Origin of the sequence: Sphingomonas sp. LHG3443-2 (genome assembly GCF_049896405.1) — a bacterium.
Taxonomy (GTDB): domain Bacteria; phylum Pseudomonadota; class Alphaproteobacteria; order Sphingomonadales; family Sphingomonadaceae; genus Sphingomicrobium.
In genome coordinates, this window is the sequence record NZ_JAFCUG010000001.1 from 194,198 (window position 1) to 220,228 (window position 26,031).

The window sequence follows — 26,031 nt, forward strand, 5'->3', positions numbered from 1 at the left end:
TGCCCGTGCTGTGAGATGTCCGGCCAGCCGCAGCACGCTGCGCTTCATTCACGCTTCAGCACTAGAACCCGCCACTCGCCCTCGCCCGGTTCGACCAGCCGGCAGCCGCGTTCGACATAAGCGGCGGTCACCGCGTCGGCCTGCGTATCGAGCAGTCCGGCCAGCAGGATTGTCCCACCGCGCACGGTTGCGGCGACGAAGTCCTCGGCGAGTTCGATCAGCGGCCCGGCAAGGATGTTGGCGATGAGAAGGTCGAATGGCGCCCGTTCCGCCAATGCGGGATGCGCCATGCCGTTGGCCACCGCCAGCGCAAGCTCGCCCTGTCCCTCCCCCAGCGCCACGCCATTCAGCAGCGCATTGTCGCGGGTAACATCGATGCTGATGGGATCGATGTCTGTCGCGATTGCCAATGCTTCCGGCCACAGCGCCATCGCGCCGAACGCCAGCAACCCGGTGCCCGTGCCAATATCGGCGATCCGCTCGAACCTCTTGCCGGCGCTCGCCATCCGGTCGAGCGCGGCGAGGCACCCGCAGGTGGTGTGATGATGCCCGGTCCCAAATGCCAGCCCCGCGTCGATCAGGAAGTTGATCGCGCCCTCGCGCGCCGCATGCGCGGGCGTCCGAACGAAGAAGCGGCCCGCCTCGATCGGCTCCAGTCCGGCCTGGCTGCGGGTGACCCAATCCTCGTCGGCCAGCTCCTCGATCACCGGCTCGCCGCTCGCCAGACCGGCCAGCACCGCCAGCTCAGCCGCGGTCGGCTCCGCCTCGAAATAAGCATGGATGCGCCAGTCGTCGGGGCGATGTTCGTCGGGCTCGTCGGCGACGATCACCGGCGGATTGGGATGATCGGCGAACGGATCCTCCATCTGGCCGACCGCCTCGCCCTCGGCGCGGTTGCAGGGGAGCGTGACCCGCCAGCTCATTTCGCCAAGGCCTCCTTGGCCAGCCGCTCGTCGAGCGCCTTGGCCTTGGACGCCGCATAATTCTTGCAGCCGGCCGGATCGAACAGCGCCGCCGCCCCGCCGTCGAAGCGCGCCGCCATATTGCTGGCCGAAGGGTGCGGCGTCAGCACGATGTCGCACTCCAGCGCCGCCACCTTGGCGAAGCTGGCGCGGAACGCCGCCACCACGTTCGGGTGATCGGAGAAGCGGTAGCTATCGCTGCTAACCGGGCTCAGGCTGTCGGCATAGACCATCGTCCGGCACACACCGCCATCGCAGCTCACCCACCGCCAGCTGAGCGCCCCATGCGTATGGCCCTTGGTCTCGATCGCGGTCAGCAGAATGCCGCCCAGCCGAAGCGTGTCGCCGTCCCGCAGCACCCTTGCAACGGGCACCGGCGCCATTCGCGGCAGGGTTCCGAATTGCGGGTCGCCTGACCCGGTCTGCCCCGACCGAAGCACCGCCGCGGCGTTGATGGAAGCTGCTACCTCCCCGCCGGTCAGCGCCCGCATCCGGGCGAAGCCGCCGACATGATCGTGATGCTCGTGGCTGTGGACGATCCACTTGACGTCCGACAGCTTGAAGCCGAGCCGCCGGATGTTGGCGGCGACAAGCTCGGCCCCCGCTTCCGTGCCGGTGTCGATCAGCACATGCCCGTCGCGGCTGGTCAGCAGCAGCGCGGTGATCCCGCAGGTGCCGACGTAATAAGTATTGCCGTGCACCCGCACCGGCGGCGCCGGCTCGTCCCACCCGTCCTTGCCTTCGCATTCCCGCGCAAAGGCAGGCCCGGCGGTGGCGAGCGGCGCCGGATACTTTGGCGCAGGCTTCGCGCCGCCAAGGGGCACCACCACCTGCTGCATCGCCAGGAGAAGCGCAAGACTAGCGGACATAGCTTGCTCCATTGACGTCGATCACGCTGCCGGTGGTGCTTGCCGGCGCCTCAAGCGAAAGCCAGCGGATCGTCTCGCCGACCTCCGCCGCGCTCGCGACCCGGCCGAGCGGAATGTCGGCAAGGATCTTCTCGCCGCCGCGGCTGGCGAGATATTCTTGCGTCATCTCGGTCACGGTGAAGCCGGGCGCCACACCCCAGGCGTAAATGCCTTCGTGCGCGTGCCCCCGGGCAATCGTCTTGGTCACCGCGATCAGCGCCGCCTTGGACGCGGCATAATGCCAATGCTGCGGCGAATCCCCGCGATAGCCGGCGCGGCTCGCGACATTGACGATCCGCCCGCCGCCCTGCTCCTTGAAGTGCCCCACCGCCAGCCGGCAAAGATCCGCCGCGGCCTGCAGATTGACCTGCATCGTCCGCGCCCATGAGGCTTGCCACTCGGCTTCCGGCGCATCCTCGCCGATGCCCTCGTAAACGCCGGCATTGTTTACCAGCGCACCGATCCGCCCGGCTCTGGCCAGCGCCTCCGTCCAGCAGGCGGAGGCTGCCGCCGGATCGGCGAAATCGGCGGCGAGGAGGCCTTCCCCGCCCTTGGTGGAAGTGCCGATGACCGTGTGCCCGGCGGCGGTGAGTGCGTCGGCAGCGGCCTTACCGATGCCCCGGCTGGCGCCGGTGAGAAGGATGTTCATGGCCCCCGCTTACCCCAAAGCGAGTGGCCCGCAATCCTCAGGCGGCGAAGCGCGCGATGAACTCCGCCGTGGCCGCCTTGAATTCCCCGATCTGCTTGCTGAATCGGCCGAAGCCCTGCTCCACCCCGTCGATATCGCGCGCGACATTCTCGGTGTCGGAGCGGATCGCAGCGATGGTGCTGCTCATCGAATCGGCGGCCAGCGCGGTTTCATCGACCGCGGCGGTGATCATCGTCACCGTTTGAGCCTGCAATTCCATCGCTTGGCGGATGCGGTCGGCGCTGTTCTGCACCTCCTCGACCGTGCCCTGAATCGAGCCGTTGGCCGCCACCGTCTGCTTGGTCGCCGCGGTGATGGCACTGATCTTGGCCGTAATGTCGTCCGTCGCCCGCGCGGTCTGGCTGGCAAGGCTCTTCACCTCCTGCGCCACCACCGCAAAGCCGCGCCCGGCATCGCCGGCCCGGGCCGCTTCGATGGTCGCATTCAGCGCGAGGAGGTTGGTCTGCCCGGCAATGTCGCGGATGAGGCCGAGGATCGATTCGATTGCTTCCACATGCGCCGACAGCGCCTGGCTGACCTTCACCGCCTGCGCCGCCTGATCGCCGGCGCGAAGCGCAACGCCTGCGGCCGTCTCGACCTCCGAGCGCGCATCCTCGATCGCCCGGATCAGACCCGCGGCGGTATGCGCAGCCTCACGCATCGCCACCGCCGATTGCTCGGCCGCCGCAGCCACTTCGCTGGTCTTGCCCAGCATCCCGCGGGTCGCCGCCGCCGTCGCGCCGGTGCGCTCGTTCAGCGTCCGCGATTCCTCGGCCGACAAACGGACAAGATCGGCGACCTTGCGTTCGAGCTGCTCGCTCTGCCGCCCGCGCGCTTCGGCCGCCATGCCGGTTTCGATCACCGTCACCTGCGCGCAGATGATCTCGATCTCGAAGTTGGTCACTTTCTGGAAAGTGCCAAGATGCTGGACCAACCGTGCCGGCTCGCCCCCGAACCGCTCCACCAGCGCGCTATTCACCGCATTGATGACCTGCGCCCGGTCCGCGATATGCGCCGCAACCCCGATTCCGTGAGCGTAGAGGTCGCTGCCGGTGCGGCAGACGTTCAGCACCCATTGCGCATCGACCTTGCTGGTCCAGTGCGCTGCTGCCGATGCCGCAGACTCCGCGCCCCAATGCGCGCGCACCGCGTCCATCACGATATCGCTCGCATCGCTCCACAACGCTGTGATGCCAGCGTCCAGCGAACCGTCGCGATTATAGATGGCGAGCCGGGCCTGGACCTGTTCGGCGGTCAGCGTCTGCATTGGATCGGAAACCTCAGGCTGCGAACTTGGCGATGAAGTCAGCGGTGGCGATCTTGAATTCGCCGATCTGTTCGGAGAAGCGGCCGAAGCCCTGCTCCACCCCGTCGATATCGCGGGCGACATTCTCGGTGTCGGAGCGGATCGCGGCAATGGTGCTGCTCATCGAATCGGCGGCGAGCGCGGTTTCGTCCACGGCAGCAGTGATCATGGTCACCGTCTGCGCCTGCAATTCCATCGCCTGCCGAATGCGGTCGGCGCTGCTCTGCACTTCCTCGACCGTGCCCTGGATCGAGCCGTTGGCTTCCACCGTCTGCCTGGTCGCCGCGGTGATCGCGGAGATCTTTGCGGTAATATCGTCCGTCGCCCGTGCCGTCTGGCTGGCAAGGCTCTTCACTTCCTGCGCCACCACCGCGAACCCACGACCGGCATCGCCCGCCCGGGCCGCTTCGATGGTCGCATTCAGCGCGAGGAGGTTGGTCTGCCCGGCAATGTCGCGGATCAGGCCGAGGATCGATTCGATTGCTTCGACATGGGCGGACAGCGCCTGGCTGACCTTCACCGCGTCGCCGGCCTGGTCGCCGGCGCGCATTGCGACCTCGGCCGCCGTCTCGACCTCGAGCCGGGCATCCTCGATCGCGCGGATCAGGCCGGCCGCGGTCTGGGCGGCCTCGCGCATCGCGACCGCCGACTGCTCGGCGGCGGCGGCGACCTCGCTGGTCTTGCCCAGCATGCCCCGCGCCGCCGCGGAGGTGGAGCTGGCATGGGTGCGCAATTCGTCGCTTTCACTGACGCAGCGGGTCACCACGCCCATCACCTTGCGATTGAATTCCGCGGCCTGGCCGGCCTGGCGATGATCGACCTCCGCGCGGGTCAGCGCAATCGCATGATGAACGAAGACGTCGGTCTCGATCGCCTCCACTTCGCCAAGGGTGCGGCTGGCGGCCTGGATCTCGGCTTCCTCCATATCACTCTCACGAATGGCGGCATAATAGCCCTGGTAGGCGGCATTCAGGCTGGCCAGCAGGGTCGACAGGCTGATCCGTTCCGAGATGGCGCGGTCTACGTAAGCGCAGGCCATCGTGACCCAGGTCGAATCGCCCAGCCGGGTGAACTTCTCCTTCATGTAAGGCAGTATCTGCTGGGCAGCGTCCTCGATCTGCCCGGCGTTCATCGGCTGCCTGACTTCCTCCGAGGCCGAGAAACGCCGCCAGAACTCCCGCGCCACCTCCATTTCACGGACCGAGATCCGTTCCCACAGCGCCGCCGAGCGCGCCGGCAGGTCGCCCGCCGGATCGTAGAGGCGGAACGCCCGTGCCAGATCGTAACTCCCAACCTTGTGCTGTGCAGACGGCATCTCAACCCTCGTGAATGCGAAAACCTTGCGAGCCTGCTAGCGCGCCGGTGGTTAAGACCGGGTTAGGACGACTGCCGCCTTGCCCTTGTCCGGCCTGCGCCCTAAGCGGCAGTTCTTCTTCCGGTTCGACCCGAAAACGAGGCGTTCATGGCCCGAAATACTGCCCGGCCGCTATCACCGCATCTCAGCATCTGGCGCTGGGGACCGCACATGCTGGTGTCGATCCTCCACCGCGCAACGGGCATGGCCCTGTCGGTGGGAGGGCTGTTCCTGCTGACCTGGTGGCTGCTGGCGCTGTCCGGAAGCGCCGGCGCCTACGCGACCTTCAGCGGCTTCATCGGCTGGCAGCCGCTCGGCATTCCGGTGGTTCTGATCGGCCTCGTCGCGCTGAGCTGGAGCTTCTTCCAGCACACATTGTCGGGCGTCCGCCACCTGGTCATGGACATCGGCGCCGGGTTCGAGCTCGTCACCAACAAGCGCATGGCCTATGCGACGCTGGCCGGCTCCTTCCTGCTGACCGTGGCCTTCTGGGCCCTCATCCTGGGGAAGGCCGCATGACCGGTCCCAAGCAAGTCGGGCGCCAAGAGCGCAACGCCGTTCCCGACGGCAAGACCCCGCTGGGCCGGGTCCGCGGCCTCGGCGCCGCCGGCCAGGGCGGCGAGCACTGGATCCGCGAGCGTGTCTCCTCCGCCGCCTTGCTGCTGCTCGGCACCTGGTTCCTGGTCTCCCTCGTCCTGCTTCCGGACTTCAGCCAGGCGACCTTGCGCGAATGGCTGTCTGGCCCGCTCGGCTTCGTGCCGATGGCGCTGTTCGTCTATCTCTGCTTCGAACACAGCCTCGAGGGCATCAAGGTGGTCGTCGACGATTATCAGGGCGACGAGGGTGGCCGGATGACCTGGCACATCGTCAGTCTTTTCCTTCATGTCGGGGCCGGGGCATTCGCCGCCTTCGCCCTGTTCCGCATCGCTTTCGGAGCCGCCAACTGATGACCGCCGCCTACAGAATCGTCGACCACGTGTATGACGTCGTTGTTGTCGGCGCGGGCGGCGCCGGGCTTCGCGCCACCATGGGCGCGGCCGAAAAGGGCCTCAAGACCGCCTGCGTCACAAAGGTCTTCCCGACCCGCAGCCACACCGTCGCGGCGCAGGGCGGCATCGCCGCGTCGCTCGGCAACATGGGCCCGGACCACTGGACCTGGCACATGTACGATACCGTCAAGGGTTCCGACTGGCTCGGCGACCAGGACGCGATCGAATATCTTTGCCGCGAAGCGCCGGCGGCGGTTTACGAGCTGGAACACGCCGGTCTGCCCTTCAGCCGCACCGACGAAGGCAAGATCTACCAGCGCGCGTTCGGCGGCATGACCCAGAACATGGGCGAAGGCCCCGCCGCGCAGCGCACCTGCGCCGCCGCCGACCGCACCGGTCATGCGATGCTGCACACGCTCTATCAGCAGAGCCTGCGCTACGACGCCGACTTCTTCGTGGAATATTTCGCGCTCGACCTGATCATGGTCGACGGCGAATGCCGCGGCCTGATGGCGCTGTGCATGGAAGACGGCTCGATCCACCGCTTCCGCGCGCAGGCCATCGTGCTGGCGACCGGCGGTTACGGCCGTTGCTACTTCTCCGCCACCTCGGCGCACACCTGCACCGGCGACGGCAACGCCATGGTGCTCCGCGCCGGCCTGCCGTTGCAGGACATGGAATTCGTCCAGTTCCACCCGACCGGCATCTACGGCGCCGGCGTGCTCATCACCGAAGGCGCGCGCGGCGAAGGCGGCTACCTTACCAATTCCGCCGGTGAGCGCTTCATGGAACGCTACGCCCCGTCGGCCAAGGACCTCGCCAGCCGCGACGTCGTGTCGCGCTCGATGGCAATGGAAATCCGCGAAGGCCGCGGCGTCGGCAAGAGCGGCGACCACATCTTCCTCCACCTCGACCATATCGATCCCAAGATCCTGGCCGAGCGCCTGCCCGGCATCACCGAAACAGCCAAGATCTTCGCCGGCGTCGACCTGACCCGCGAACCGATCCCGGTCACGCCGACCGTCCACTACAACATGGGCGGCATCCCGACCAACTATCACGGCGAAGTCGTGACCCTGAAGGACGGCGAGCCCGATAGCGTCGTCCCCGGCCTGTTCGCGGTCGGCGAAGCGGCCTGCGTGTCCGTTCACGGCGCCAACCGCCTCGGCTCCAACAGCCTGATCGATCTCGTCGTGTTCGGCCGCGCCGCGGGTCTCCGTCTCGGCGAGATCTTGAAGCCCTCGGCCGCGCAGAAACTGCTGCCGCAGGACAGCGCCGACCTCTCGCTCGGCCGTCTCGACAAGTTCCGCCACGCTGAGGGCGGCACTCCGACCGCGCAGCTCCGCAACGAGATGCAGCGCACCATGCAGGCCGATTGCGCCGTATTCCGCACCGAGCGCACGCTGGCCGAAGGCGTCGGCAAGATCGACTCCATCTACCGCGGCCTCGGCGACGTAAAGGTCACCGACCGCAGCCTGATCTGGAACACCGACCTCGTCGAGACGATGGAACTCGACAACATGCTCGCCCAGGCGGTCGTCACCATGCACAGCGCCAGCAACCGCAAGGAAAGCCGCGGCGCGCACATGCACGAGGACTTCCCCGATCGCGACGACGCCAACTGGATGAAGCACACCATTGCCTGGTTCGACGGCTGGGGCGGCACCGGCGGCGGGGTCAAGATCGATTACCGTCCGGTCCACGATTACACGCTCACCGACGAGATCGGCTACATCAAGCCCAAGGCGCGCGTGTATTGATACGAGCGGCCGTGCCGTTCGTCGAATAGCCCGTCTGGTCCCGCAACCCCGCCGCACCTGCCTCGTTCCCCTGAGCGAGCGGGCAGCGGTGGAGTGACCTGATGGACAAGCGATCCCTGTTGTTCGGCTTTGGCGGCGGCCTGCTGTTCTTTGCCCATGCGATGATCAACAACAGCCATGCCTGGCCCTTGGTCTGGCCATTTCTCGCCGGCGCGCTGGCGGTGTGGACCAGCCGCGGCGGCAATCGCGACAGCTACGGCGCCGACGTCGGCAAAGCGGCGATGGTTGGCCTTGTCGCCGGTGCCATCTTCGTGCTGGCCACCGCTGTGACCCTCAGCCAGCTTGGTCTCAACGGAAAGATCGGACTTGCCGGCCTTGCCATCGCGGCCGCGATCGGACTTGTTGGAGCCATGCTCGGCGGCGCGCTTGTGCACCCCCTTGCCAAGCGGACCTAGCGACGGAGGCGGCGCACGTGTCGGCGCTCGAGCCGGGCGATGGCGTTGATCCCAGCCAGCGCCAGCGTCCGTTCGAACTCTTCGCGCAGCAGGGTGAGCGCGCGATCGACGCCGGCCTCCCCGCCTGCCGCGAGGCCGTAGAGATACGGTCGCCCGATCGAACAGGCGGTCGCGCCCAACGCCAAAGCCTTCACCACGTCCGACCCGCGCCGGATGCCGCCGTCGCAGATGACGTCCGGCCCATCGCCCAGCGCGTCGCGCACCGCCGCGATCTGATCGATTGGCGCGGGCGCTCCGTCGAGCTGCCGGCCGCCGTGGTTCGACACCATCACCCCGCTCGCACCTGACGCGATCGCGCGCTTTGCATCCTCCGGCGTCATCAGCCCCTTGATCGCCAACGGCCCACCCCATTCCGCCGCGAGCCATTCGACGTCGCGCCAGGTCAGGCTGCGGTCGAACTGTCCGCCGATATAGTCGAACAGGCTCATCGGCCCGGCCGCCAGTGCGTCGACCCGGTGACTGACATTGGCGAAGTCGAAGCGGTGACCGCGCAGCGCCGGCAACGACCAGCCCGGATACGCGGCAAAGCTCAGCAGCGAACGCCACGTGAGCTTCGGCGGCAGCGACAGGCCGTTGACCCGGTCCCGCTCCCGGTTGCCCGCGACCGGCGTATCGACCGTCAGCGCCAGCCCGTGAAAGCCCGCATCCCGGCACCGCGCGACGAACTCACGGGTCAGCCCGCGATCCTTGAAGATATAGATTTGAAATACCTTCGGCCCGCCGAACGCCTCGGCCAGATCCTCCAACCGCGTCGTCCCCAGCGTGGACAGGCTGTAAAGCAAGCCGTGCTTCGCCGCCGCGCGCGCCACCGCCAGCTCGGCTTGCCCGTGGAACATCCGCGTCAGCCCGGTCGGCGCCAGCATCAGCGGCCAGCGCACTGCTTCGCCGAACACCCGCGCCTCGGTCGCAATCTGCGACACGTCCGTCAGCACATCGGGCACGATCTCGTAATCGCCAAACGCCGCGCTGTTCCGCGCGAGGCTCAGCTCATCATCCGCGCCGCCATCGATATAATCGAAGATCGGCCGCGGCAGCCGCCGCTGCGCCAGCACCCTCAGATCGGCGATATTGTTGGCGCGTGAAACGCGCCCGGTCCTGCCCATTCGCGCAGCCTAGCCGACGCCGCATCTCAAGCGAAAGGGTCAGCCCGCCGGCCGCTCGTCGCTCTCGCTTTCCGCCGCCGCCCCGGCCCCGACCCCAAGGCCGACACCGCCAACAGCCATGCCGCCGCCCATGCCCATGCCGCCACCGCCACCGCCGCGACCACCGCCGCCACCGCGCTCGCCGTCACCGCCGCCCCGGCCCTTGCCGCCGCCGCCGCTCGCCGGCCGGGTCGGGCCCTGAAAGGGGATCGATGCGGCGACGTCGCTCGGGATCGGGTCGAGCTGCAAGGCCTCCCGGACATAGTCGCGAAGCGCGACCACCAGCTCGTGGGTGTGCACCTTGCGTCCCGCCACCAATTCGCTTGCGGCACGCTCGGCCAAGCGGACATGTTCGTCGGTGCCGAGCAGCAGGATGTCGGCCAGCGCCGCCTCCACCGCATCGCGGATCCGGCGCGAGCGGTCCGACCCAAGCGCTTCGGGCGACAGATCGACCGCGCGATCGGGCATGCCATCGCCGTCGGCATCGATCGCCGACGGGCGCCGATCACGCAAATGCGACGGATCGACCGCAAGGTCTCCGGTGAACGACCCGCCTAACGTCCGATACGCCGCGATCAGGGTGCGCAGCCGCTCGTTGATCTGCCGGTTCATCCGCTCCCGGCGCTGCTGGATGGTCATCATCACCAGCAGGCGGATGCCGACCCCGATCAGGGTCACCAGCGCAAGACCGCCGATCGAGACCAGGATGCCGTGCCATGAACTCAGATCCATGAACCGCATCCGGCTCTCCCGCAGCGTTGCGCGAACTCACTCACCGGTGCAGCACGAGGACTGCACCGGGGATCGCGATGTCTTGTTAGTAGCGGCGGACGCCGGGACGGCGGCCCCCGGCAAGGCGCTTCATCAGATAACTCAGACCAAAGGTCATCAGCAGGCGTCGCAACATGAATCTTCTCCTTTGGAGGGAGGAGCGGCTGCGGCGTGCTTTGGTTCCGGCAACCGCCTTCGGCTTAGCTCCGCTCGCGCACCGCGCTGAAAGTGATCGCCGGCCACTCCTGCTCGAATCGCCCATGCTCCCAGGCATTGCGCATCAGCAGCACCGGCACACCGTCCTGGTCTTCGGCCATGTTCGATCGCAGCGCTTCGGTCAGCTTCTTGAGTTCGGCAGGATCCTCCGCCCGGACCCACCGCGCGACCTCGTAAGGCGACGGCTCGAACTCGAGCTTCGCGCCATATTCCTGCTCCAGCCGGGTCTGCAGCACGTCCAGCTGCAGCTCGCCGATCACGCCCACGATCCACGCCGACCCAAGCGCTGGCTTGAACAGGCGGATGACGCCTTCCTCGGCCAGATCGGCAAGGCCCCGCCGCATCTGCTTGACCTTGAGCGGGTCACTCAGCCGGACGCGGCGCAGAATCTCGGGCGCGAAGTCGGGCAGGCCGGTGAACACGGTCTCGCCCTTCTCGGTCAGCGTGTCGCCGACTCGCAAGGTGCCGTGGTTGGGGATACCGACGATGTCGCCGGCCACCGCGCCATGCGCCAGCTCGCGATCGCGCGCGAAGAAGGTGATCGGGTTGTGCAGCGCGAGCGCCTTGCCGCCGCGGCTGTTCAGCACCTTCATGCCACGCGTCAGCTTGCCCGAGCAGATCCGCACGAAGGCCACCCGGTCGCGGTGGTTGGGGTCCATGTTGGCCTGCACCTTGAACACGAAGCCGGTCAGCCGCGGCTCGGCCGGGTCGATCGGCGCGGGCCGCGCAGGCTGCGGCTGCGGCGGCGGCCCGTCGTCGGCCAGAATGTCGAGCAATTGCTCGATCCCGAAGCCCCTGAGCGCGCTGCCGAATACCACCGGCGTCAGGTCGCCCGAACGGAAGGCGGCAAGGTCAAACTCGGGATAGGAAGCGAGCGCAAGGCCGCCTTCCTCGCTGAGGCTGGCCGCGGCGTCGGCCGGAATGGCGGCGGCGATCGCCGGATCGTCGACGCTCTCCGCATCGATCCAGCGGCCCGGCGCCACGCCGTCGCTGCGATCGACCACCAGCAGTTGTGAACGGCGCAGGTCATACAAGCCATGGAACAGCCCGCCGATCCCGGTCGGCCAGTTCTGCGGAGACACGTCGAGCTGAAGCACTTCGGCAATCTCGTCCAGCAGCTCGAACGGGCTCTTGCCCTCGCGGTCGACCTTGTTGACGAAGGTGACGATCGGCACGTTCCTGATGCGGCAGACCTCGAACAATTTGCGGGTCTGCGGCTCGATCCCCTTGGCGGCGTCGATCACCATGATCGCGCAATCGACCGCAGTCAGCGTGCGATAGGTGTCTTCGGAAAAGTCTTGGTGGCCCGGCGTGTCGAGTAGGTTGAACAGGATGTCGCCCCGCTGGAACGTCATCACCGAGCTGGTGACCGAAATCCCGCGCTGCTGCTCGATCTTCATCCAGTCCGACCGCGCCCGCCGCCGGTCGCCGCGCGCCTTGACCTCGCCCGCTTCGTGCACCGCCCCGGCGGCGTGGAGCAGGCTTTCGGTCAGCGTGGTCTTGCCGGCGTCAGGGTGCGAGATGATTGCAAAGGTCCGCCGCTCCAGCGCGCTGAACGACGCGTCGCCAGCGCGCGCCGGGTCGCCGAAGGTAGTGGTCGCGATGTTCAAGAAAGTAGCTCCTGCCCGGGGCAACTCGCGCCCGGTTCTTCGATCTGACCAGCCATGTAGTGCAAAGGCGCGAAAAGGCGAAGAGGCGGGTCTTGCAAGGTAGGATTGCGCCTGCTCCACTAACCTTCATGGTTCGTCTACGCTCCCATCCCGGTCAGTTCGAGCCGTGGGTGGTGCAGCGGGCACGCGGCGAACCCCGCCCCTATGCGAACTTCGAGAACTTCGCCGGCCGCCGCACCCCCGCCCTATGTGAACTTCGAGAACTTCGCTTCCGACCTGCTCCTCCCGAGCGCAAACCTAAGTTCTTGGGAAACCCGTTCACCTCGGCTAAGCGCGGCCGCTTATGACTGATCCAGTACCCCCCAAGCGCATCTTTCCCGACGCCAAGGTCGACGCCGAAGCTGCCAAGCACATCCCGTCCAGCCCGCAGACCGAACATGCGGCCTACGACCTCGCGTTTCAGGACAAGGACTTCCTGCTCCGCCCGGACCTGCGCCCCGTGCGCTTCCAGCTCGAGCTCCTGAAGCCCGAACTGTTCCTCGACGAACAGAAGATCGGCTCGACCTTCGTCTTCTACGGCTCCGCCCGCGTGCCCGAGCCGGAAAAGGCCAAGGCCCTGCTCGCCGCGGCCCGGACCGACAAGGAGAAGCTCATCGCCGAGCGCCTTGTCGCCAAGTCGCATTACTACGATGTTGCGCGCGAACTGGCGCGGCTAGTCAGCAAGACCGACCGTGACGAGGACGGCCAGCGTCACTTCGTGGTCTGCTCGGGCGGCGGGCCGTCGTTCATGGAAGCCGCCAATCGCGGTGCGCAGGACGTCGGAGCGGAGAGCATCGGGCTCAACATCGTGCTTCCGCACGAGCAGCTGCCTAACCCCTATGTCACGCCGTCGCTCAGCTTCCAGTTCCACTATTTCGCGCTGCGCAAGATGCACTTCCTGCTCCGCGCCCGCGCAGTGGCGGTGTTCCCGGGCGGCTTCGGCACCTTCGACGAGATGTTCGAGCTGCTGACCCTGATCCAGACCGGCAAGGTCCGCCCGCTCCCCATCCTCCTCTACGGACGCGAGTTCTGGGAGCGAGTAGTGAACTTCGAGGCTCTGGTCGAAGAAGGCGTCATCTCCGAGCGCGACCTCGATCTCCTCACCTGGTGCGAAACCGCCGAGGAAGGCTGGGGCCACGTCTGCGACTATTACGCTCGTGAAGAGGCCAGGGCCGCGGCGGAATAGCCCGCCACGAAAAAGGGCTCCGGTTTGCCGCCGGAGCCCTTTTTTCTTGTGAGGATCTGACCCTTACTGCTTGGGAGCAGGAGCCGCCGTGGTTCCCGGCGCGCTGACCTTGGGTGCGCCTTCGCCGCGGACGTTGGCCATGCCGCCATTCTGGGCTTCCTGCTCGGTCAGCACCGGCTCGTTCTCGGCCTTCTGCGCGCCGGCATCGTCGGCTTCGCTAGCCGCCTTGTCCCCGGCTGCGCCCGGGGTCGAAGCGACCGGAGCGGCGGGCAGCGGGAGCGGGGCGTCGCTCTTGCTGTTGAGGAAGGCGATGACGTTGGCCCGGTCCTCGGGGTTGCTGAGGCCGGCAAAGGTCATCTTGGTGCCCGGCGCATATTTCTTGGGGTTGGCGAGCCACTCGCTCATGCTCTTCCAGTCCCACACGCCCGGCACGCCCTTCAGCGCGTCCGAATAGGCAAAGCCCGGTACGTGCCCGTGCGGCTTGCCCAGCGCACCGTAGAGATTGGGGCCAAGGCCATTGGCCGCGCCCTTGTCGACCGTGTGGCACGCCTGGCACTTCTTGAACACGTCGGCGCCCTTGGCGGCGTCGGCGCTGGCGAGATAGAATTCGATCGGCTGCTCGGCCTCGCCGCTGCCGCCTTCTTCGACCACGCCTTCGATCGGATAGCCCATCGTTTCGGGCCGCTCACCATGGAAGACGATGCCCGAGGCCAAGGTGCCGCCCAGCGCGACGATCCCGGCGAACAGAACCCAGCCGGCGATGGTGTTGTTATTGTCCTGCATGTGCGGTCTTTGTGCGTCCGATCGGAGGAAAAGCTCGCGCTCCTTTAAGGGCGAGGCAGCGCTTCTTCAAGCGGTCAGCCAGTGAGCCAGCAAGCTGTGCGCGATGGCAAAGGGCGGCGGAGCCACGAAGGCGGCATCCGGAGCCCCGACCAGCGCCGCTTCCACCTCGGCCCGGCTGAACCAACGCGCGTCCTCAAGCTCGGTCGTGTCGATGACGATCTCCTCGTCGGCGATCGAGGAGAGGCAGGCGATCATCAGCGAGGAAGGAAACGGCCAGGGCTGGCTTGCGACATACCGCACGTCGGTCGCCCGCACGCCGGCTTCTTCGAACAATTCGCGGGCCACGGCGGCTTCGAGGCTCTCACCCACTTCGACGAAGCCGGCCAGCGCCGAATAGCGCCCCGGCGGAAAACGCGGCTGGCGGCCAAGCAGCACTCGGCCGTCCTTTTCGGCGAGCATGATCACCACCGGATCGACCCGCGGATAATGCTCCGCCCCGCACGCCCCGCATTGCCGCGACCAGCCCCCGCGGACGATGGCGCTAGGGCTGCCGCAGTTCGCGCAGAAGCCGTGGCGGCGGTGCCACGACGCGAGGCTAACGGCCGCGGCGAACACCGGCGCTTCGGTCGCTGACAAATAACCAAGCGCCCCGAACTGCGCGCGAAGATCGCCGCCGCCGGCGCCGATCGGCGAAAAGCGCGGCTGCTCGCCGTCGAGCCCGAGGAACAGCGCCGGGTCGCTCACGTCTTCCCAGACGAGTCGCCCCTCCGCATCGAGCGCGGGCAAGCCGTCCGCCCACACCAGCTGCTGCGCGTGCGGCAAGCGAGCCAGCGCCTCAAGCTTGGCCGGCTCCCCGCGCAGCGCATCGGCACGGTCGAGTCCCGGCCCGGCAAAGAACACCTCAGGCGGCAAGACGTGGCTCCCGTTCGGCCTCGAGGGCGGCTTCGACCGCGCGCCTATACAGCGTCGGCAGGCCCGCAGCCGCAAGCTCGCTGACCGCGTGCCACCAGCCCTCGCCCGGCGGCGGCTCGGCACGGGGCACCACCATCAGGTCGAGCGTGAAATGGGTGAAGCCGTGGTGGTGGATGGCGATGGCATTGATCGCCGGCCGCTCCTCGCCCCACTCCGGACCCGGCAGCGCGGCCATGCCACCCAGCAGTCCCTTGCCCGGCCGCCGCACCAACCAAACCTCATCGCCTCGCCGCACCAACCAGGCGATGCCATGGCGATGTGGCCGCTCCTTCTTGAGCTTGGGCGCCGGAAACGCCTCCGGGCGACCGAGCGCCTGCGCCTTGCAGTGCGCCGCGATCGGGCAGACCGGGCAGTTCGGCGCCTTGGGCCGGCAGATGCTGGCGCCGAGGTCCATCAACGCTTCGGCGAAATCGCCATGCCGCCCGGCCGGAAACCACCCCCGCGCCGCCTCGCCCGCGTCCCTGCGATCCTTGATTCCGAACACTCGCGCCACGACCCGCTCGACATTGGTGTCGACCGCCACCGCGTCCTCCCCGAACGCGATCGCCGCCACCGCCGCCGCCGTATAAGCGCCGAGCCCCGGCAGCTTGCGGAGCGCGCCTTCGGTCCGCGGAAAGCCACCTCGCTCCGCCACCGCGCGGGCGCAAGCGATGAGGTTGCGGGCCCGCGCATAATAGCCGAGCCCGGCCCACTCGCAGAGCACTTCGGCCTCCGGCGCGGCGGCGAGCGCCTCGACGGTCGGCCAGCGCTCGACGAAGCGCAGGAAGCGCGGGGTCACCGTTGCCACGGTGGTCTGTTGCAGCATCACTTCGCTCAGCCAGGTCCGATACGGATCGCGCGGCGTCATCCGCCACGGCAGGTCGCGGGCGGCGGCGCGATGATGAGCGAGGAGAAGGTTCGCCGCGGTAGCGTCCATTCGCCGCCTATGGCATGAGCCGCTGCAATGTCGAAGAAAAAGCCCGAAGCCGACGAGGCGCCGCGCCAGGGTCGCCCCCGCGCCGCGGGCGAGCTTGCGCTTGGCGTCGGCGGCATGGCGTTCAAGAAATTCGGCTTCGTCCAGGGCGCGGTGGTCTCGCGCTGGACCGAGATCGTCGGCGAACGCTACGCCAAGGTCTCGACCCCCGAATCGATCCGCTTTCCCGCCGGCAAGAAAAGCGGCGGCACGCTGACCCTCGCCGTCGACGGCGCCCACGCACCGTTGCTCCAGCATCTCGCGCCGATGATCATGGAGAGGGTCAACCTGTTCTTCGGCTACGAAGCGGTGGTGAAGGTCGTGTTCCGCCAAGGCAATCGCGCAAAGGCCGCTGCAAAGCCCGCCCGCCCCGCCCCTGCCCCGGTCCCGCGCGAACTCGGCCAGGGCCTGCGCGAAATTGCCGACACCGAACTTCGCACCATGCTCGAAAGCCTTGCCGGCAAGATCGCCGCGGCCGACGGCCCGCCGACGGTCGTGCCCGCCCCCTTTTCCCTCAAACCACGCCCCCTTCGGAGTGATCAGGACGTATGAACAAGCTCAGCCTCGCCATTGCCGCTAGTCTGCTGGCGCTCGGCACCGCCGCCTGCAAGCAGGAGCCGACGGCGCAGAACAACAATCCCGCCGCCGCGCCCGTCCAGGCGCCCAATGGCGACTGGAGCCAGCTCGTCTCGCAGACCACCGAAGGCGGCATGCTGATGGGCAATCCGCAGGCGAGCGTAAAGGTCATTGAATTCGCCTCGATGACGTGTCCGCATTGTGCTGATTTCGCGACCAAGGATAAGCCTAAGCTTGTCGAGCAATACGTCAAAACCGGCAACGTCAGCTTTGAATTCAGGAACTTCGTTGGCAACGGCCTCGACATTGCAGCATCGCTGATCGCGCGCTGCTCTGGCGCGACGCCTCAATTTTACGCTCTGACGGACGGTATCTTCGCCGACCAAAGGAGCTTCTTCGAACGGTTTCAGGCTGTTCCTCAAGATCAGCTAGTTGCACTTCAGTCGATGTCGCCAGCGCAGCAATTTCAGCGCACCGCCCAATATGCTGGACTGCAGGAATGGGCCGCACAACGCGGTCTGCCGTCGGGCAAGTCGTTGCAGTGCCTAGGAAACCAGGCCGAAATTGATCGCCTTGTTCAGATGACCAGTGACGCTTCCTCAACTTACGACATCACTGGAACGCCGACATTCGTCGTGAATGGCGAAGAGGTTCGACCGCAGCCGGGCCAGGGCAATTGGCCGGCGCTTGAAGGAGCGATCAAGGCCGCGCTCTAATCCTTTTCGGTTCAGGCGCGTACATGCTCCGGGGGGGGGGGAGTGCCGACTTAACGCCATGCGGTTCCGCCGCCTTTCGCTGACCGGCTTCAAGAGCTTCGTCGAACCGGCCGATCTTCGGATCGAGCCGGGGCTGACGGGCGTGGTCGGGCCCAACGGTTGCGGCAAATCGAACCTCCTCGAAGCGTTGCGCTGGGTGATGGGCGAAGGCAGCCCCAAGTCCCTTCGCGGCGGCGGCATGGAGGACGTCATCTTCGCCGGCACCGCCAGCCGCCCCGCCCGCGACTTTGCCGAAGTTTCGCTGCTGATCGACCGCGGACCCGAAGGCGAGAGCGAAGTCACCCGCCGGATCGAGCGCGGCGCCGGCTCCGCCTACCGGATCGACGGGCGCGACGTGCGCCAGAAGGACGTGGCGCTGCTGTTCGCCGACGCGGCGACCGGCGCGCATTCACCGGCGCTGGTCAGCCAAGGGCGGATCGGAGCCATGATCGCCGCGCGCCCGGCAGAGCGCCGCCAGATGCTGGAGGAAGCGGCCGGCATCGCGGGCCTTCACGTCCGCCGCAAGGATGCCGAGACCAAGCTCCGCGCGACCGAGACCAATCTCCAGCGCCTCGACGAACTGCTCGGCAATCAGGAGCAGCGCGTCGCCGCCCTGAAGCGTCAGGCCCGCGCCGCCGAACGCTATCGCGCGCTGACCGACAAGATCCGACTTGCCGAAGGCCGCCTGCTCTACAGCCGCTGGGCGGAAGCCGACGCGGCCGCCACCGCTGCGGGCAAGGAAGCCGACGCCGCGATGGCCGAAGTCGCCTCGCTGACCCGCGCGCTGGAACAAGCCCAAGGCGCGCAAGCAACCGCCGCCGCCCTAGTCGCCGAACGGCGACAAGCCGCCTCCCGCGCCCGCGAAGAAGGCCAAGACCTAGCCCACCGTCTCGCCACCTGCCGCGCCGCCCTCGACACCGCGCGGCGGCGGCTGGTCGAACTCGACCGGCTTGATGCGCAGCTGGGCGAGGAGCGCGGCCGCGAATCGGCACTTGCGGCTGATGCAGAGACCGCCACCGCCACGCTGACTGCCGAAATTGCCGCAATCGCCACCCGCCTCGCGACCGGCGAAGAGCGCCAGACCGCGCTGGTCCTTGCGCTCGGCCGGGACGAGGAGGAGAGCCGCACCGCTGAGGCGGCTCTCGCCGATATCCTCACCCGCGAAGCGGCGCTGCGGGCCGAGCGGCAGGTCGCGACCGCCGCGCACAACGCCGCACGCAGCCACCTCCATCGCCTCACCCAGGAGCGCGACGGGCTGGAGCGATCGCTCGCGGCGCTCGGCTCGGGTGCGGCACTCAAGGCTGCGCAAGCCGCCGCCGTCCAAGCCGTGGAAGCAGCCACCGGCGCCAGCGCCGCCGCGGAGCAGGCCATTGCCAAAGCGGAAGCAGAGCGCGCCGAAGCCGCCGCCGCACGCGAAGGGGTGGACCTTGCCTTCGCCGAGGCTCGCACCGCCCATGCGGCGGCGAGCAGCGAGATGGCGGCGCTGGAACGCGCACTCGCTTCCTCGCCCGGCCGCGGACTGCTCTCAACCCTCACCGTAGCGCCGGGCTACGAGAAGGCACTCGCCGCCGCGCTCGGCGACGATCTTGGTGCCCCCATCGGGACCGGCGGCGACCGCGCGTGGTTGGGCGCCCCTATCGATAAATCCGACCCGGCGCTCCCAGTTGGAGTCACCCCGCTGGCGAACCATGTCGAGGCACCTCCCGAACTCGCCCGCCGCCTGGCGCAGGTCGGTCTGGTGGAGGTAGATGACGGCCGGCCGCTGCGTGCCGGTCAGCGGATCGTCACCCGCGCGGGGCAGATGCGCCGGTGGGATGGGTTCGTCAGCAGCGGCAGCGGTTCGGCCGCGGCGGAGCGGCTGGAACGGGTCAATCGCCTCGCAGCACTGCGGCGGGAGCTTCCGGCCCTTGCCGCCGCGCTGGAACACGCCCGTGCAGCGCAGGAGCAGTCCGCCGCCCGGATCACGGCGGCGAGCAAGGCGGCGGACGCGGCACGAGCTGCGTTGTCGTCTGCCGAGCAGAAGCTTCGCCAGACGCGCCGCGACGAGGATGCCGCCGCCGCTGCGCTCGAACGGCAGGCTCAGCAACGACAGGCGCTGAACGCCCGCGGCGACGAGCTTGCGCCCGTGCTTGCTGCCGCCACCGCAGCGGTCGACGACGCAGAGGCGACGCTCGCCGCCCTGCGCGCCGACAATCTCCTCGCGGACGCCGTGGTTTCCGCCCGAACCGAAGCCGCGAATCGCGCACGCGTCCTTGCCGAACGCCGCGCCGATCTTGCCACCGCAGCCCGGGCCGCTGCCGCCGACCGCGAGCGCCAGCTTGCCGCGACCGGCGAGCAAGCTGCGTGGCGCGAGCGGGCGGCGGCTACGGTCCGGCGCAACGCCGACATCGCCGCCCGGGCCGAACGCATTGCCGCCGAGCAGCTTAGCCTTGCGGATGAACCCGAGCGCCTCGCCGCCGAAGTCGCCCGGACCGAGCAAGCGGTGGCAGGCTCCGGCGCGCTTCTCGGCGCCGCGCTCAATGCCGAGCGCGAAGCCGAAACGGCATTGGCGGACGCCGGCGCCGCCCTCGCCCGCGCCAACGAAGCCATGGCAGCAGCCCGCGAGCGCCGGGCCACGGCGGCGGCTCGCGCCGAAGCGCAGGTCGCCCGCCGGATCGAATATGGCCGCGTCTCGGGCGAGAAGTTCGAATGCCCGCCGCCGTTGCTGCCGGTCCGGCTCGGCTTCGATCCCGCCGACCTTGCTCCCGCCAGCGATGAGAGCGCAGCCCTGGAACGCGCCACCGCCGACCGCGAGCGGATCGGCCCGGTCAATCTCGTCGCCGAGCAGGAGCTTGCCGAGCTTGAGCAGAGCAGGCTCACCGGCGCCGCCGAACGCGACGAGCTTCAGGAAGCGATCAATCGCCTGCGCGGCTCGATCGGCAGCCTCAACCGCGAAGGCCGCGCGCGCCTGCTTGCCGCGTTCGAGGCGGTCGACCGCCATTTCCGCAGCCTGTTCACCACCCTCTTCAACGGCGGCCAAGCCCACCTCGCGCTGATCGACAGCGACGATCCGCTGGAAGCGGGCCTCGAGATCATGGCCCAGCCACCAGGCAAGAAGCTTTCTTCCCTCTCGCTCCTGTCTGGCGGCGAACAGGCGCTGACCGCCGTCGCGCTCATCTTCGCCCTGTTCCTGACCCGCCCCTCGCCGATCTGCGTGCTCGACGAGGTCGACGCCCCGCTCGACGACGCCAATGTCGAACGCTTTTGCGACCTCCTGGTCCGGATGACAGCGGAAACCGACACCCGCTACCTCATCGTCACCCATAATGCGGTCACCATGAGCCGCATGCACCGCCTGTTCGGCGTCACCATGGTCGAGAAGGGTGTCAGCCGGATCGTGTCGGTGGACCTTGGCGGCGCGGAGGAGTTGCTCGCCGCCGAGTAATTGCCGCGCTCAATCAAAGCTGCACGCACGATGAACAATAACGATTGCCCGCGGCGGGTTGTTGCGACTAACTCGCATTAGCTATAGCAAGCCTTCACCGAAACGATCCTGCTTTCGAAGGAAAAATGACGTGCGTTGCCTCCACCGCGCCCTTGCTGGCGCCACCCTTGTTCTCGTCCCCAGCACCCATGCTCTGGCTGCGGAGGTGGAAACCGCATCCGCCGAGCAGGACGCCGCGCAGGTCATTACCGTTACCGGCAGCCGCCAGGAATATGGGGTCAAGTCGACCATCAGCGGCACCAAGACCCTGACTGCGCTGCGCGACGTGCCGCAGGCGATCTCGGTCGTTTCCGAAGCGCAGATCGAGGATCAGTCGCTGCGCTCGGTTGCCGACCTCCTGATGTTCGTCCCCGGCGCAACGCCCGGCACCGGCGAGGCCAATCGCGACCAGCTGACGATCCGCGGCAACAACACCACGGCCGACTTCTTCGTCGACGGTCTGCGCGACGATGCCCAGTACTTTCGCGACTTCTACAACCTCGACCGGGTGGAAGTGCTGAAGGGCCCCAATGCGATGATCTTCGGCCGCGGCGGCGGTGGCGGCGTCATCAATCGCGTCACCAAGCGCGCCGGCCTCACCAACGACCGCCAGTTCATCCTCAGCCACGACAGCGAAGGCGGCACCCGCCTCACCGCAGACGACAACATGCGCCTGACCGGTGCGCTCGGCCTGCGCGTCAACGGCGTGTGGGAGCATGGCGACAGCTTCCGCGACTTCACCAGATTGAAGCGCTACGGCATCAATCCCACGCTCGGCTGGCAGCCCGGCTCCGACACGCGCGTCGACCTCTCCTACGAATATTTCCACGACCGCCGCACCACTGATCGCGGCCTTCCCTCGCGCGCTGGCACCCGCCGCCCGCTCGAAGGCTTCGACAGCGCGTTCTTCGGCGACCCTGCCAACAGCCACAGCGATGCCGACGTGCAGATCGCGACGCTGGGCGTGGAACAGAAGTTCGGCGACCACCTGCTGCTGCGCAATCGCACGCAGGTCGCGGACTATGACAAATATTACAACAACGTCTTCCCGAGCAGCGCCGTCAGCGCCGCCGGCACGGTCAACATCGGCACCTACAGCAGCCGCAACGACCGCCGCAATCTGATCAGCCAGACCGATCTCGTCTGGGACGGCAGCCTGGCGGGCATCGACCAGGCCTGGCTGTTCGGCTTCGAGGTGGGCCGCCAGCGGAGCCGCAACCAGCGCCTGTCGGGCCGCTTCCTCGATGCCAATGGCGTTGTCACGCCGTCGCTCGGTTCGGTCACGCTTGCTGACCCCACGGTGGCAAGGCGCGTGGAATATTTCCGCAGCGCAACGGACGCCGACAACCGGACCCGCGCAACCTTTGCTGCCGGCTATGCTCAGACGCAGCTCAAGCCCAACGACTGGGTGGAACTGGTCGCCGGCATCCGCTTCGACCGCTTCCGCCTGTCGGTCGACGACGAACGTGCGGGAGTCCCGACCTTTTCGCGAACCGACAATCTCGTCTCGCCACGCCTCGGCCTGGTGCTGAAGCCGAACAAGAATCTCAGCATCTACACCAGCTACTCGCGCTCCTATCTGCCCCAGTCCGGCGACCAGTTCGGCGGCCTTACGCAGACCACCGCGGCGCTGAAGCCCGAACGGTTCGACAATGTCGAGGCGGGCGCCAAATGGGAGCTGCTCGACGGCCTGCTCGCCACCGCCGCGGTGTATCAGCTCGACCGCAAGAACACGCAGGCCCCCAACCCGATCGTCGATCAGCCCAACCTCCTGACCGGCGCGACCCGCACCCGCGGACTGGAGCTCGGCCTTGAACGCAGCATCGCAGCGCGGCTGCAGGTGTCGGCGGGCTATGCCCTGCAGAAGAGCGAGATCCGCCGCAGCACCACCGCGGCGCCTGCCGGCCGCGACGTGCCGCTCGTCCCGCGTCACAGCGTCTCGCTGTGGACCAAGTATCAGGCGACCCGGGACTTCGGCGCTGGCATCGGACTGCTCGCCCGTTCCAAGAGCTATGCCTCGCTCGGCGGCGCCGGGGCGGTCAGCACCGCCACCGTGCTGCCCGGCTACGCCCGGCTCGACGGCGCGCTCTACTACAAGCTGATGCCCGGCCTCGAGGCGCAGCTGAACGTCGAGAACATCACGAACCGGGACTATTTCCCGACCGCGCATAACGACAACAACATCGCGCCCGGCGCCCCGCGTTCTGCGCGCCTCAGCCTCAAGGCCGACTTCTAGGCGAGCGCCGCCGCGCGGTCCCTGATCCGCACCAGATCCTCGACGAAGCGCGCCCGCTCCTTCCGGCGGCGCTCTTCCTCGGGGATGCGGAGGAGGAAGCTCGGATGCACCGTCACCCAGCATTCGCTGCCGTCGGCAAGCATCAGCGGCGCGTCGCGCACCTTGGAGATCGTCTGCGTCTTGCCGGTCAGCGAGCGGGCGGCGGTCGCGCCCAGTGCCACCGTCAGCGGCGGGCGGATCATCGCGCGCTCCTGTTCCTGCCACCAGCGACAGGCATCGATCTCGGCCGTATCCGGCTTGGAATGGATTCGCTTCTTGCCGCGCAGCACGAACTTGAAGTGCTTCACGGCATTGGTGACGTAGGTGGTTGAGCGGTCGATGCCGGCCTTCTCCAGCGCGGCATCGAACAATTGTCCGGCCGGCCCGACGAACGGACGCCCGGCCAGATCCTCCTGATCGCCCGGCTGCTCGCCCACAAAGAAGATGCGCGGATTAAGCGGCCCTTCGCCGAACACCGTCTGCGTGCCGCATTTGTAAAGCTCACAGCGGGTGCAGGACATCGCTTCTTCGCGTAAGGCCGCCCACGCCGCCTCGATATTGCCGCCCGGCTCTAGCGCACCGACCTGCGGCAAGTTCGTCCGCGCCCGTTCGATCATCTCCAGCTCCCGTGCCCGTGCGCCCGCGATCAGCGGCGCTACCAGCGCCGTTTCCGGCATGTTGTGCCAATATTTCTTGGGCATCTCCTTCAGCATCGCCTTCACCTTGAGGCGCGCGGGATTGAAGATGCTGGCGTAATAGGTCCGCCACGTCTCCTCGAGCGGATCACCATCGGGGGCATCCGCACGGTTCGCACCTGGCCCCTCGCTGAGCGTCTCGGTCACCGGGTCCCAGTGGATTGAGAGTTCGGGGCTGAGGATCGACCAGCGCATGGTCGCGAACCGCCGCACGAAGAAGCCCGCCTCGCGCCGGACGATATGATGGTCAGGCTCGAAGAAGGCGACGAAGCGGGTGTCGCCCTCCTCCTCCACTTCACGGAACCGCACGAACGCATGCATCTTGTGCGCATCACGGCGCACTTCCTTGGCGAGCTTCTCGAGCCGGTCGACCAAAGGATCGGCGCGGTCTTCGAGCGCCCGCCGATTGGCCTTGAGCTTCCACAGCAGAGCATAGAGCAAGGCGAAGCGCTGCGGGTCGCTGTGGCAGATCGCCGCCTTGGCCAGGTCGATGAAGGGCTTGGGCACCGAGAACATCGGCTGGCCGGACGGCGGCGGCACCGCGCCTTCGCTCCCGAACAGCTCGCCGTCGTCTCCGCGCACCTGCCACACCACGCTCATCGGCGGCACGCCCGCCATGACCAGCTCGCGCGCAGCGTCGCGCCAGCCGTCGAAGTCGTCGGGCTCGTCCAGCGTGATCTTGAGCGGATCGATCTGCGGACCGTCGGGCAGCAGCTCGCCCTTGCGGCCGCTGTTGCCGAGGCGCGGGTCGAACAGGTCGGCGCTGTTTCCGTAGCGGCCGTTGGCGTCACTCATGCCAGCAAGAACGCGCCAGTGCGCAGATGGCCGCTCAAGCCGCGAACAGCTCCATCTGGTGCTTCTCAGGCTTGATCCAGCGCTTGAGGTCCGCCTTGTCGGTCAGCAGTGTCGGGCGCCAATCGCCGGTCACGATGAACGGCCGGATCTTGGCCACGCTGACCGTCAACCGCGCGACATCGTCGAGGGTGAAGGTGCGAAAGCGCCGCGACTTGATGATCCGGTCGACCGCTTTGGTGCCAAGGCCGGGAACGCGAAGCAGCTGCTCCTTGCTTGCCTTGTTCACGTCGACCGGAAAATAGTCGCGATACTTGAGCGCCCAGGCGAGCTTGGGATCGATGTCGAGCGGCAGCATGCCGTCCGGCTCAGCCGCGCTCACCACTTCCTCCGGCTTGAAGCCATAGAAGCGCATCAGCCAGTCGGACTGGTAGAGCCGATGCTCGCGCATAAGCGGCGGTCGCTGCAGAGGCAGCACTGCGCTGGCATCGGGGATAGGCGAAAACGCCGAATAATAAACGCGGCGCAGGCTGAAGCGATCGTACAGCGTGCTCGCCTTGCCCACGATGTCGGCATCCGTAGCGGCATCGGCACCGACGATCATCTGTGTCGACTGACCGGCGGGCGCAAACATCGGCGCTGACTTGTACTTCTTCTTGGCGTCCTTGCCGTCCTCAATCGCGCCCTTCATCCCCAGCATGGCGCCTTCGATCTGCCCCGCGCTCTTCTCGGGCGCGAGACGCTTCAGTCCGGGGACGGTGGGCAGTTCGACATTGATCGACACACGGTCGGCATAAAGCCCGGCTTTCTGCACCAGCTCGGGATCGGCGTCGGGAATGGTCTTGAGGTGGATGTAGCCGCGGAAATCATGATCTTCGCGCAGCGACCGCGCGACTTCGACCAGCTGCTCCATCGTGTAGTTGGACGTCGCGATGATGCCCGACGAGAGAAACAGCCCCTCGATGTAATTGCGCTTGTAGAAGGCGAGCGTGAGGTTGACGACCTCCTGCGCCGTGAACCGCGCGCGCCGCACGTTCGAGCTCTTGCGATTGATGCAATAATGGCAATCGAAGATGCAGCTGTTGGTCAACAGGATCTTCAGAAGCGAGATGCAGCGGCCATCCGGCGCATAGGCATGACAAATGCCCATCCCCTCGGTCGAGCCGATCCCCTTGCCGCCGACACTGTTGCGCTTGGACGTGCCCGACGAGGCGCAGCTTGCGTCATATTTCGCCGCATCCGCGAGGATCGCCAACTTCTCGCGGGTGTCGAGCTGAGCCATTTGTTCGATATATGTTCACGGCGGAGACAAGGCAAGCTTT

At 67.5% G+C, this 26,031-nt stretch carries 22 protein-coding genes; 9 read left to right on the forward strand and 13 right to left on the reverse strand.

All coding sequences use genetic code 11. The features are described 5' to 3' along the window. Positions 1-44: 44 nt before the first annotated feature. From ACP69Z_RS00850 to ACP69Z_RS00870, 5 genes are read right to left on the reverse strand one after another with little or no spacing between them, the layout of a single operon-like run. Positions 45-923, reverse strand: coding sequence for a 50S ribosomal protein L11 methyltransferase (locus ACP69Z_RS00850; protein ID WP_426265666.1), 879 nt, complete (start codon positions 921-923; stop codon positions 45-47). Beyond that, positions 920-1,831 (reverse strand): subclass B3 metallo-beta-lactamase, encoded by a 912-nt coding sequence (gene bla / locus ACP69Z_RS00855; RefSeq protein WP_426265667.1) that lies wholly within the window; start codon positions 1,829-1,831, stop codon positions 920-922. Before bla ends, ACP69Z_RS00850 begins: the two co-directional genes overlap by 4 nt. Further along, entirely contained in the window at positions 1,821-2,519 is a 699-nt protein-coding gene (locus ACP69Z_RS00860) for an SDR family NAD(P)-dependent oxidoreductase (RefSeq protein WP_426265668.1), read from the reverse strand. The genes bla and ACP69Z_RS00860 overlap by 11 nt, the downstream gene beginning before the upstream one ends. Before the next feature lie 37 nt (positions 2,520-2,556). Next, a complete protein-coding gene (locus tag ACP69Z_RS00865) occupies positions 2,557-3,825 on the reverse strand; it encodes a methyl-accepting chemotaxis protein (RefSeq protein WP_426265669.1) in 1,269 nt (422 codons plus the stop codon). Positions 3,826-3,838: 13 nt separating this feature from the next. Then, a complete protein-coding gene (locus ACP69Z_RS00870; RefSeq protein ID WP_426265670.1) occupies positions 3,839-5,179 on the reverse strand; it encodes a methyl-accepting chemotaxis protein in 1,341 nt (446 codons plus the stop codon). 147 nt (positions 5,180-5,326) lie between these two features. Here ACP69Z_RS00870 and sdhC point away from each other — a divergent pair, with 147 nt between their 5' ends. From sdhC to ACP69Z_RS00890, 4 genes are all read left to right on the forward strand, one after another. Further along, on the forward strand, positions 5,327-5,737 hold the full coding sequence (gene sdhC, locus ACP69Z_RS00875; RefSeq protein WP_426265671.1) for a succinate dehydrogenase, cytochrome b556 subunit: 411 nt from the start codon (positions 5,327-5,329) through the stop codon (positions 5,735-5,737). After that, positions 5,734-6,165: a succinate dehydrogenase, hydrophobic membrane anchor protein gene (gene sdhD, locus ACP69Z_RS00880; protein WP_426265672.1), complete on the forward strand. Its 432-nt coding sequence runs from the start codon at positions 5,734-5,736 to the stop codon at positions 6,163-6,165. Before sdhC ends, sdhD begins: the two co-directional genes overlap by 4 nt. After that, positions 6,165-7,967, forward strand: coding sequence for a succinate dehydrogenase flavoprotein subunit (sdhA, locus tag ACP69Z_RS00885; protein WP_426265673.1), 1,803 nt, complete (start codon positions 6,165-6,167; stop codon positions 7,965-7,967). The genes sdhD and sdhA overlap by 1 nt, the downstream gene beginning before the upstream one ends. A 101-nt stretch (positions 7,968-8,068) precedes the next feature. After that, the gene (locus ACP69Z_RS00890; RefSeq protein ID WP_426265674.1) at positions 8,069-8,422 is read left to right on the forward strand and encodes a hypothetical protein; all 354 of its coding nucleotides are present in this window, start codon (positions 8,069-8,071) and stop codon (positions 8,420-8,422) included. Here the strand turns inward: ACP69Z_RS00890 and ACP69Z_RS00895 are convergent. From ACP69Z_RS00895 to ACP69Z_RS00905, 3 genes are all read right to left on the reverse strand, one after another. After that, positions 8,419-9,585 carry an alpha-hydroxy acid oxidase gene (locus ACP69Z_RS00895; protein ID WP_426265675.1) on the reverse strand — a complete coding sequence of 389 codons (1,167 nt, stop codon included), beginning with the start codon at positions 9,583-9,585 and terminating at the stop codon, positions 8,419-8,421. The genes ACP69Z_RS00890 and ACP69Z_RS00895 overlap by 4 nt on opposite strands. A 39-nt stretch (positions 9,586-9,624) precedes the next feature. Then, positions 9,625-10,356, reverse strand: coding sequence for a hypothetical protein (locus tag ACP69Z_RS00900; protein WP_426265676.1), 732 nt, complete (start codon positions 10,354-10,356; stop codon positions 9,625-9,627). 239 nt (positions 10,357-10,595) lie between these two features. Further along, on the reverse strand, positions 10,596-12,158 hold the full coding sequence (locus ACP69Z_RS00905; RefSeq protein ID WP_426268017.1) for a peptide chain release factor 3: 1,563 nt from the start codon (positions 12,156-12,158) through the stop codon (positions 10,596-10,598). Between the two features lie 406 nt (positions 12,159-12,564). Here ACP69Z_RS00905 and ACP69Z_RS00910 point away from each other — a divergent pair, with 406 nt between their 5' ends. Next, positions 12,565-13,446, forward strand: coding sequence for an LOG family protein (locus tag ACP69Z_RS00910; RefSeq protein WP_426265677.1), 882 nt, complete (start codon positions 12,565-12,567; stop codon positions 13,444-13,446). A gap of 63 nt (positions 13,447-13,509) precedes the next feature. Here the strand turns inward: ACP69Z_RS00910 and ACP69Z_RS00915 are convergent, their stop codons facing one another. The 3 genes from ACP69Z_RS00915 to ACP69Z_RS00925 all read right to left on the reverse strand — a co-directional run bounded on the left by ACP69Z_RS00915 (position 13,510) and on the right by ACP69Z_RS00925 (position 16,117). Next, positions 13,510-14,229 (reverse strand): c-type cytochrome, encoded by a 720-nt coding sequence (locus ACP69Z_RS00915; RefSeq protein WP_426265678.1) that lies wholly within the window; start codon positions 14,227-14,229, stop codon positions 13,510-13,512. Between the two features lie 66 nt (positions 14,230-14,295). Then, positions 14,296-15,141, reverse strand: a complete 846-nt coding sequence (nudC, locus tag ACP69Z_RS00920) for an NAD(+) diphosphatase (protein ID WP_426265679.1) — start codon at positions 15,139-15,141, stop codon at positions 14,296-14,298. Continuing rightward, positions 15,131-16,117: an A/G-specific adenine glycosylase gene (locus ACP69Z_RS00925; RefSeq protein WP_426265680.1), complete on the reverse strand. Its 987-nt coding sequence runs from the start codon at positions 16,115-16,117 to the stop codon at positions 15,131-15,133. Before ACP69Z_RS00925 ends, nudC begins: the two co-directional genes overlap by 11 nt. A 27-nt stretch (positions 16,118-16,144) precedes the next feature. Between ACP69Z_RS00925 and ACP69Z_RS00930 the strand changes: the two genes are divergently transcribed. From ACP69Z_RS00930 to ACP69Z_RS00945, 4 genes are all read left to right on the forward strand, one after another. Then, entirely contained in the window at positions 16,145-16,705 is a 561-nt protein-coding gene (locus ACP69Z_RS00930; RefSeq protein ID WP_426265681.1) for a DUF721 domain-containing protein, read from the forward strand. Next, positions 16,702-17,445 (forward strand): DsbA family protein, encoded by a 744-nt coding sequence (locus ACP69Z_RS00935; RefSeq protein ID WP_426265682.1) that lies wholly within the window; start codon positions 16,702-16,704, stop codon positions 17,443-17,445. Before ACP69Z_RS00930 ends, ACP69Z_RS00935 begins: the two co-directional genes overlap by 4 nt. A 58-nt stretch (positions 17,446-17,503) precedes the next feature. After that, entirely contained in the window at positions 17,504-20,908 is a 3,405-nt protein-coding gene (gene smc, locus ACP69Z_RS00940; protein ID WP_426265683.1) for a chromosome segregation protein SMC, read from the forward strand. A 205-nt stretch (positions 20,909-21,113) separates the two neighbouring features. Next, positions 21,114-23,183, forward strand: coding sequence for a TonB-dependent receptor (locus ACP69Z_RS00945; RefSeq protein ID WP_426265684.1), 2,070 nt, complete (start codon positions 21,114-21,116; stop codon positions 23,181-23,183). On the opposite strand, the gene ACP69Z_RS00950 is transcribed toward ACP69Z_RS00945, so the two are convergent. Together ACP69Z_RS00950 and ACP69Z_RS00955 are read right to left on the reverse strand one after the other, a co-directional pair. Further along, positions 23,180-24,712, reverse strand: a complete 1,533-nt coding sequence (locus tag ACP69Z_RS00950) for a UdgX family uracil-DNA binding protein (protein WP_426265685.1) — start codon at positions 24,710-24,712, stop codon at positions 23,180-23,182. The genes ACP69Z_RS00945 and ACP69Z_RS00950 overlap by 4 nt on opposite strands. A 34-nt stretch (positions 24,713-24,746) precedes the next feature. Further along, complete coding sequence (locus ACP69Z_RS00955; protein WP_426265686.1) at positions 24,747-25,991, reverse strand: putative DNA modification/repair radical SAM protein; 1,245 nt, start codon at positions 25,989-25,991, stop codon at positions 24,747-24,749. Between the last annotated feature and the right edge of the window lie 40 nt (positions 25,992-26,031).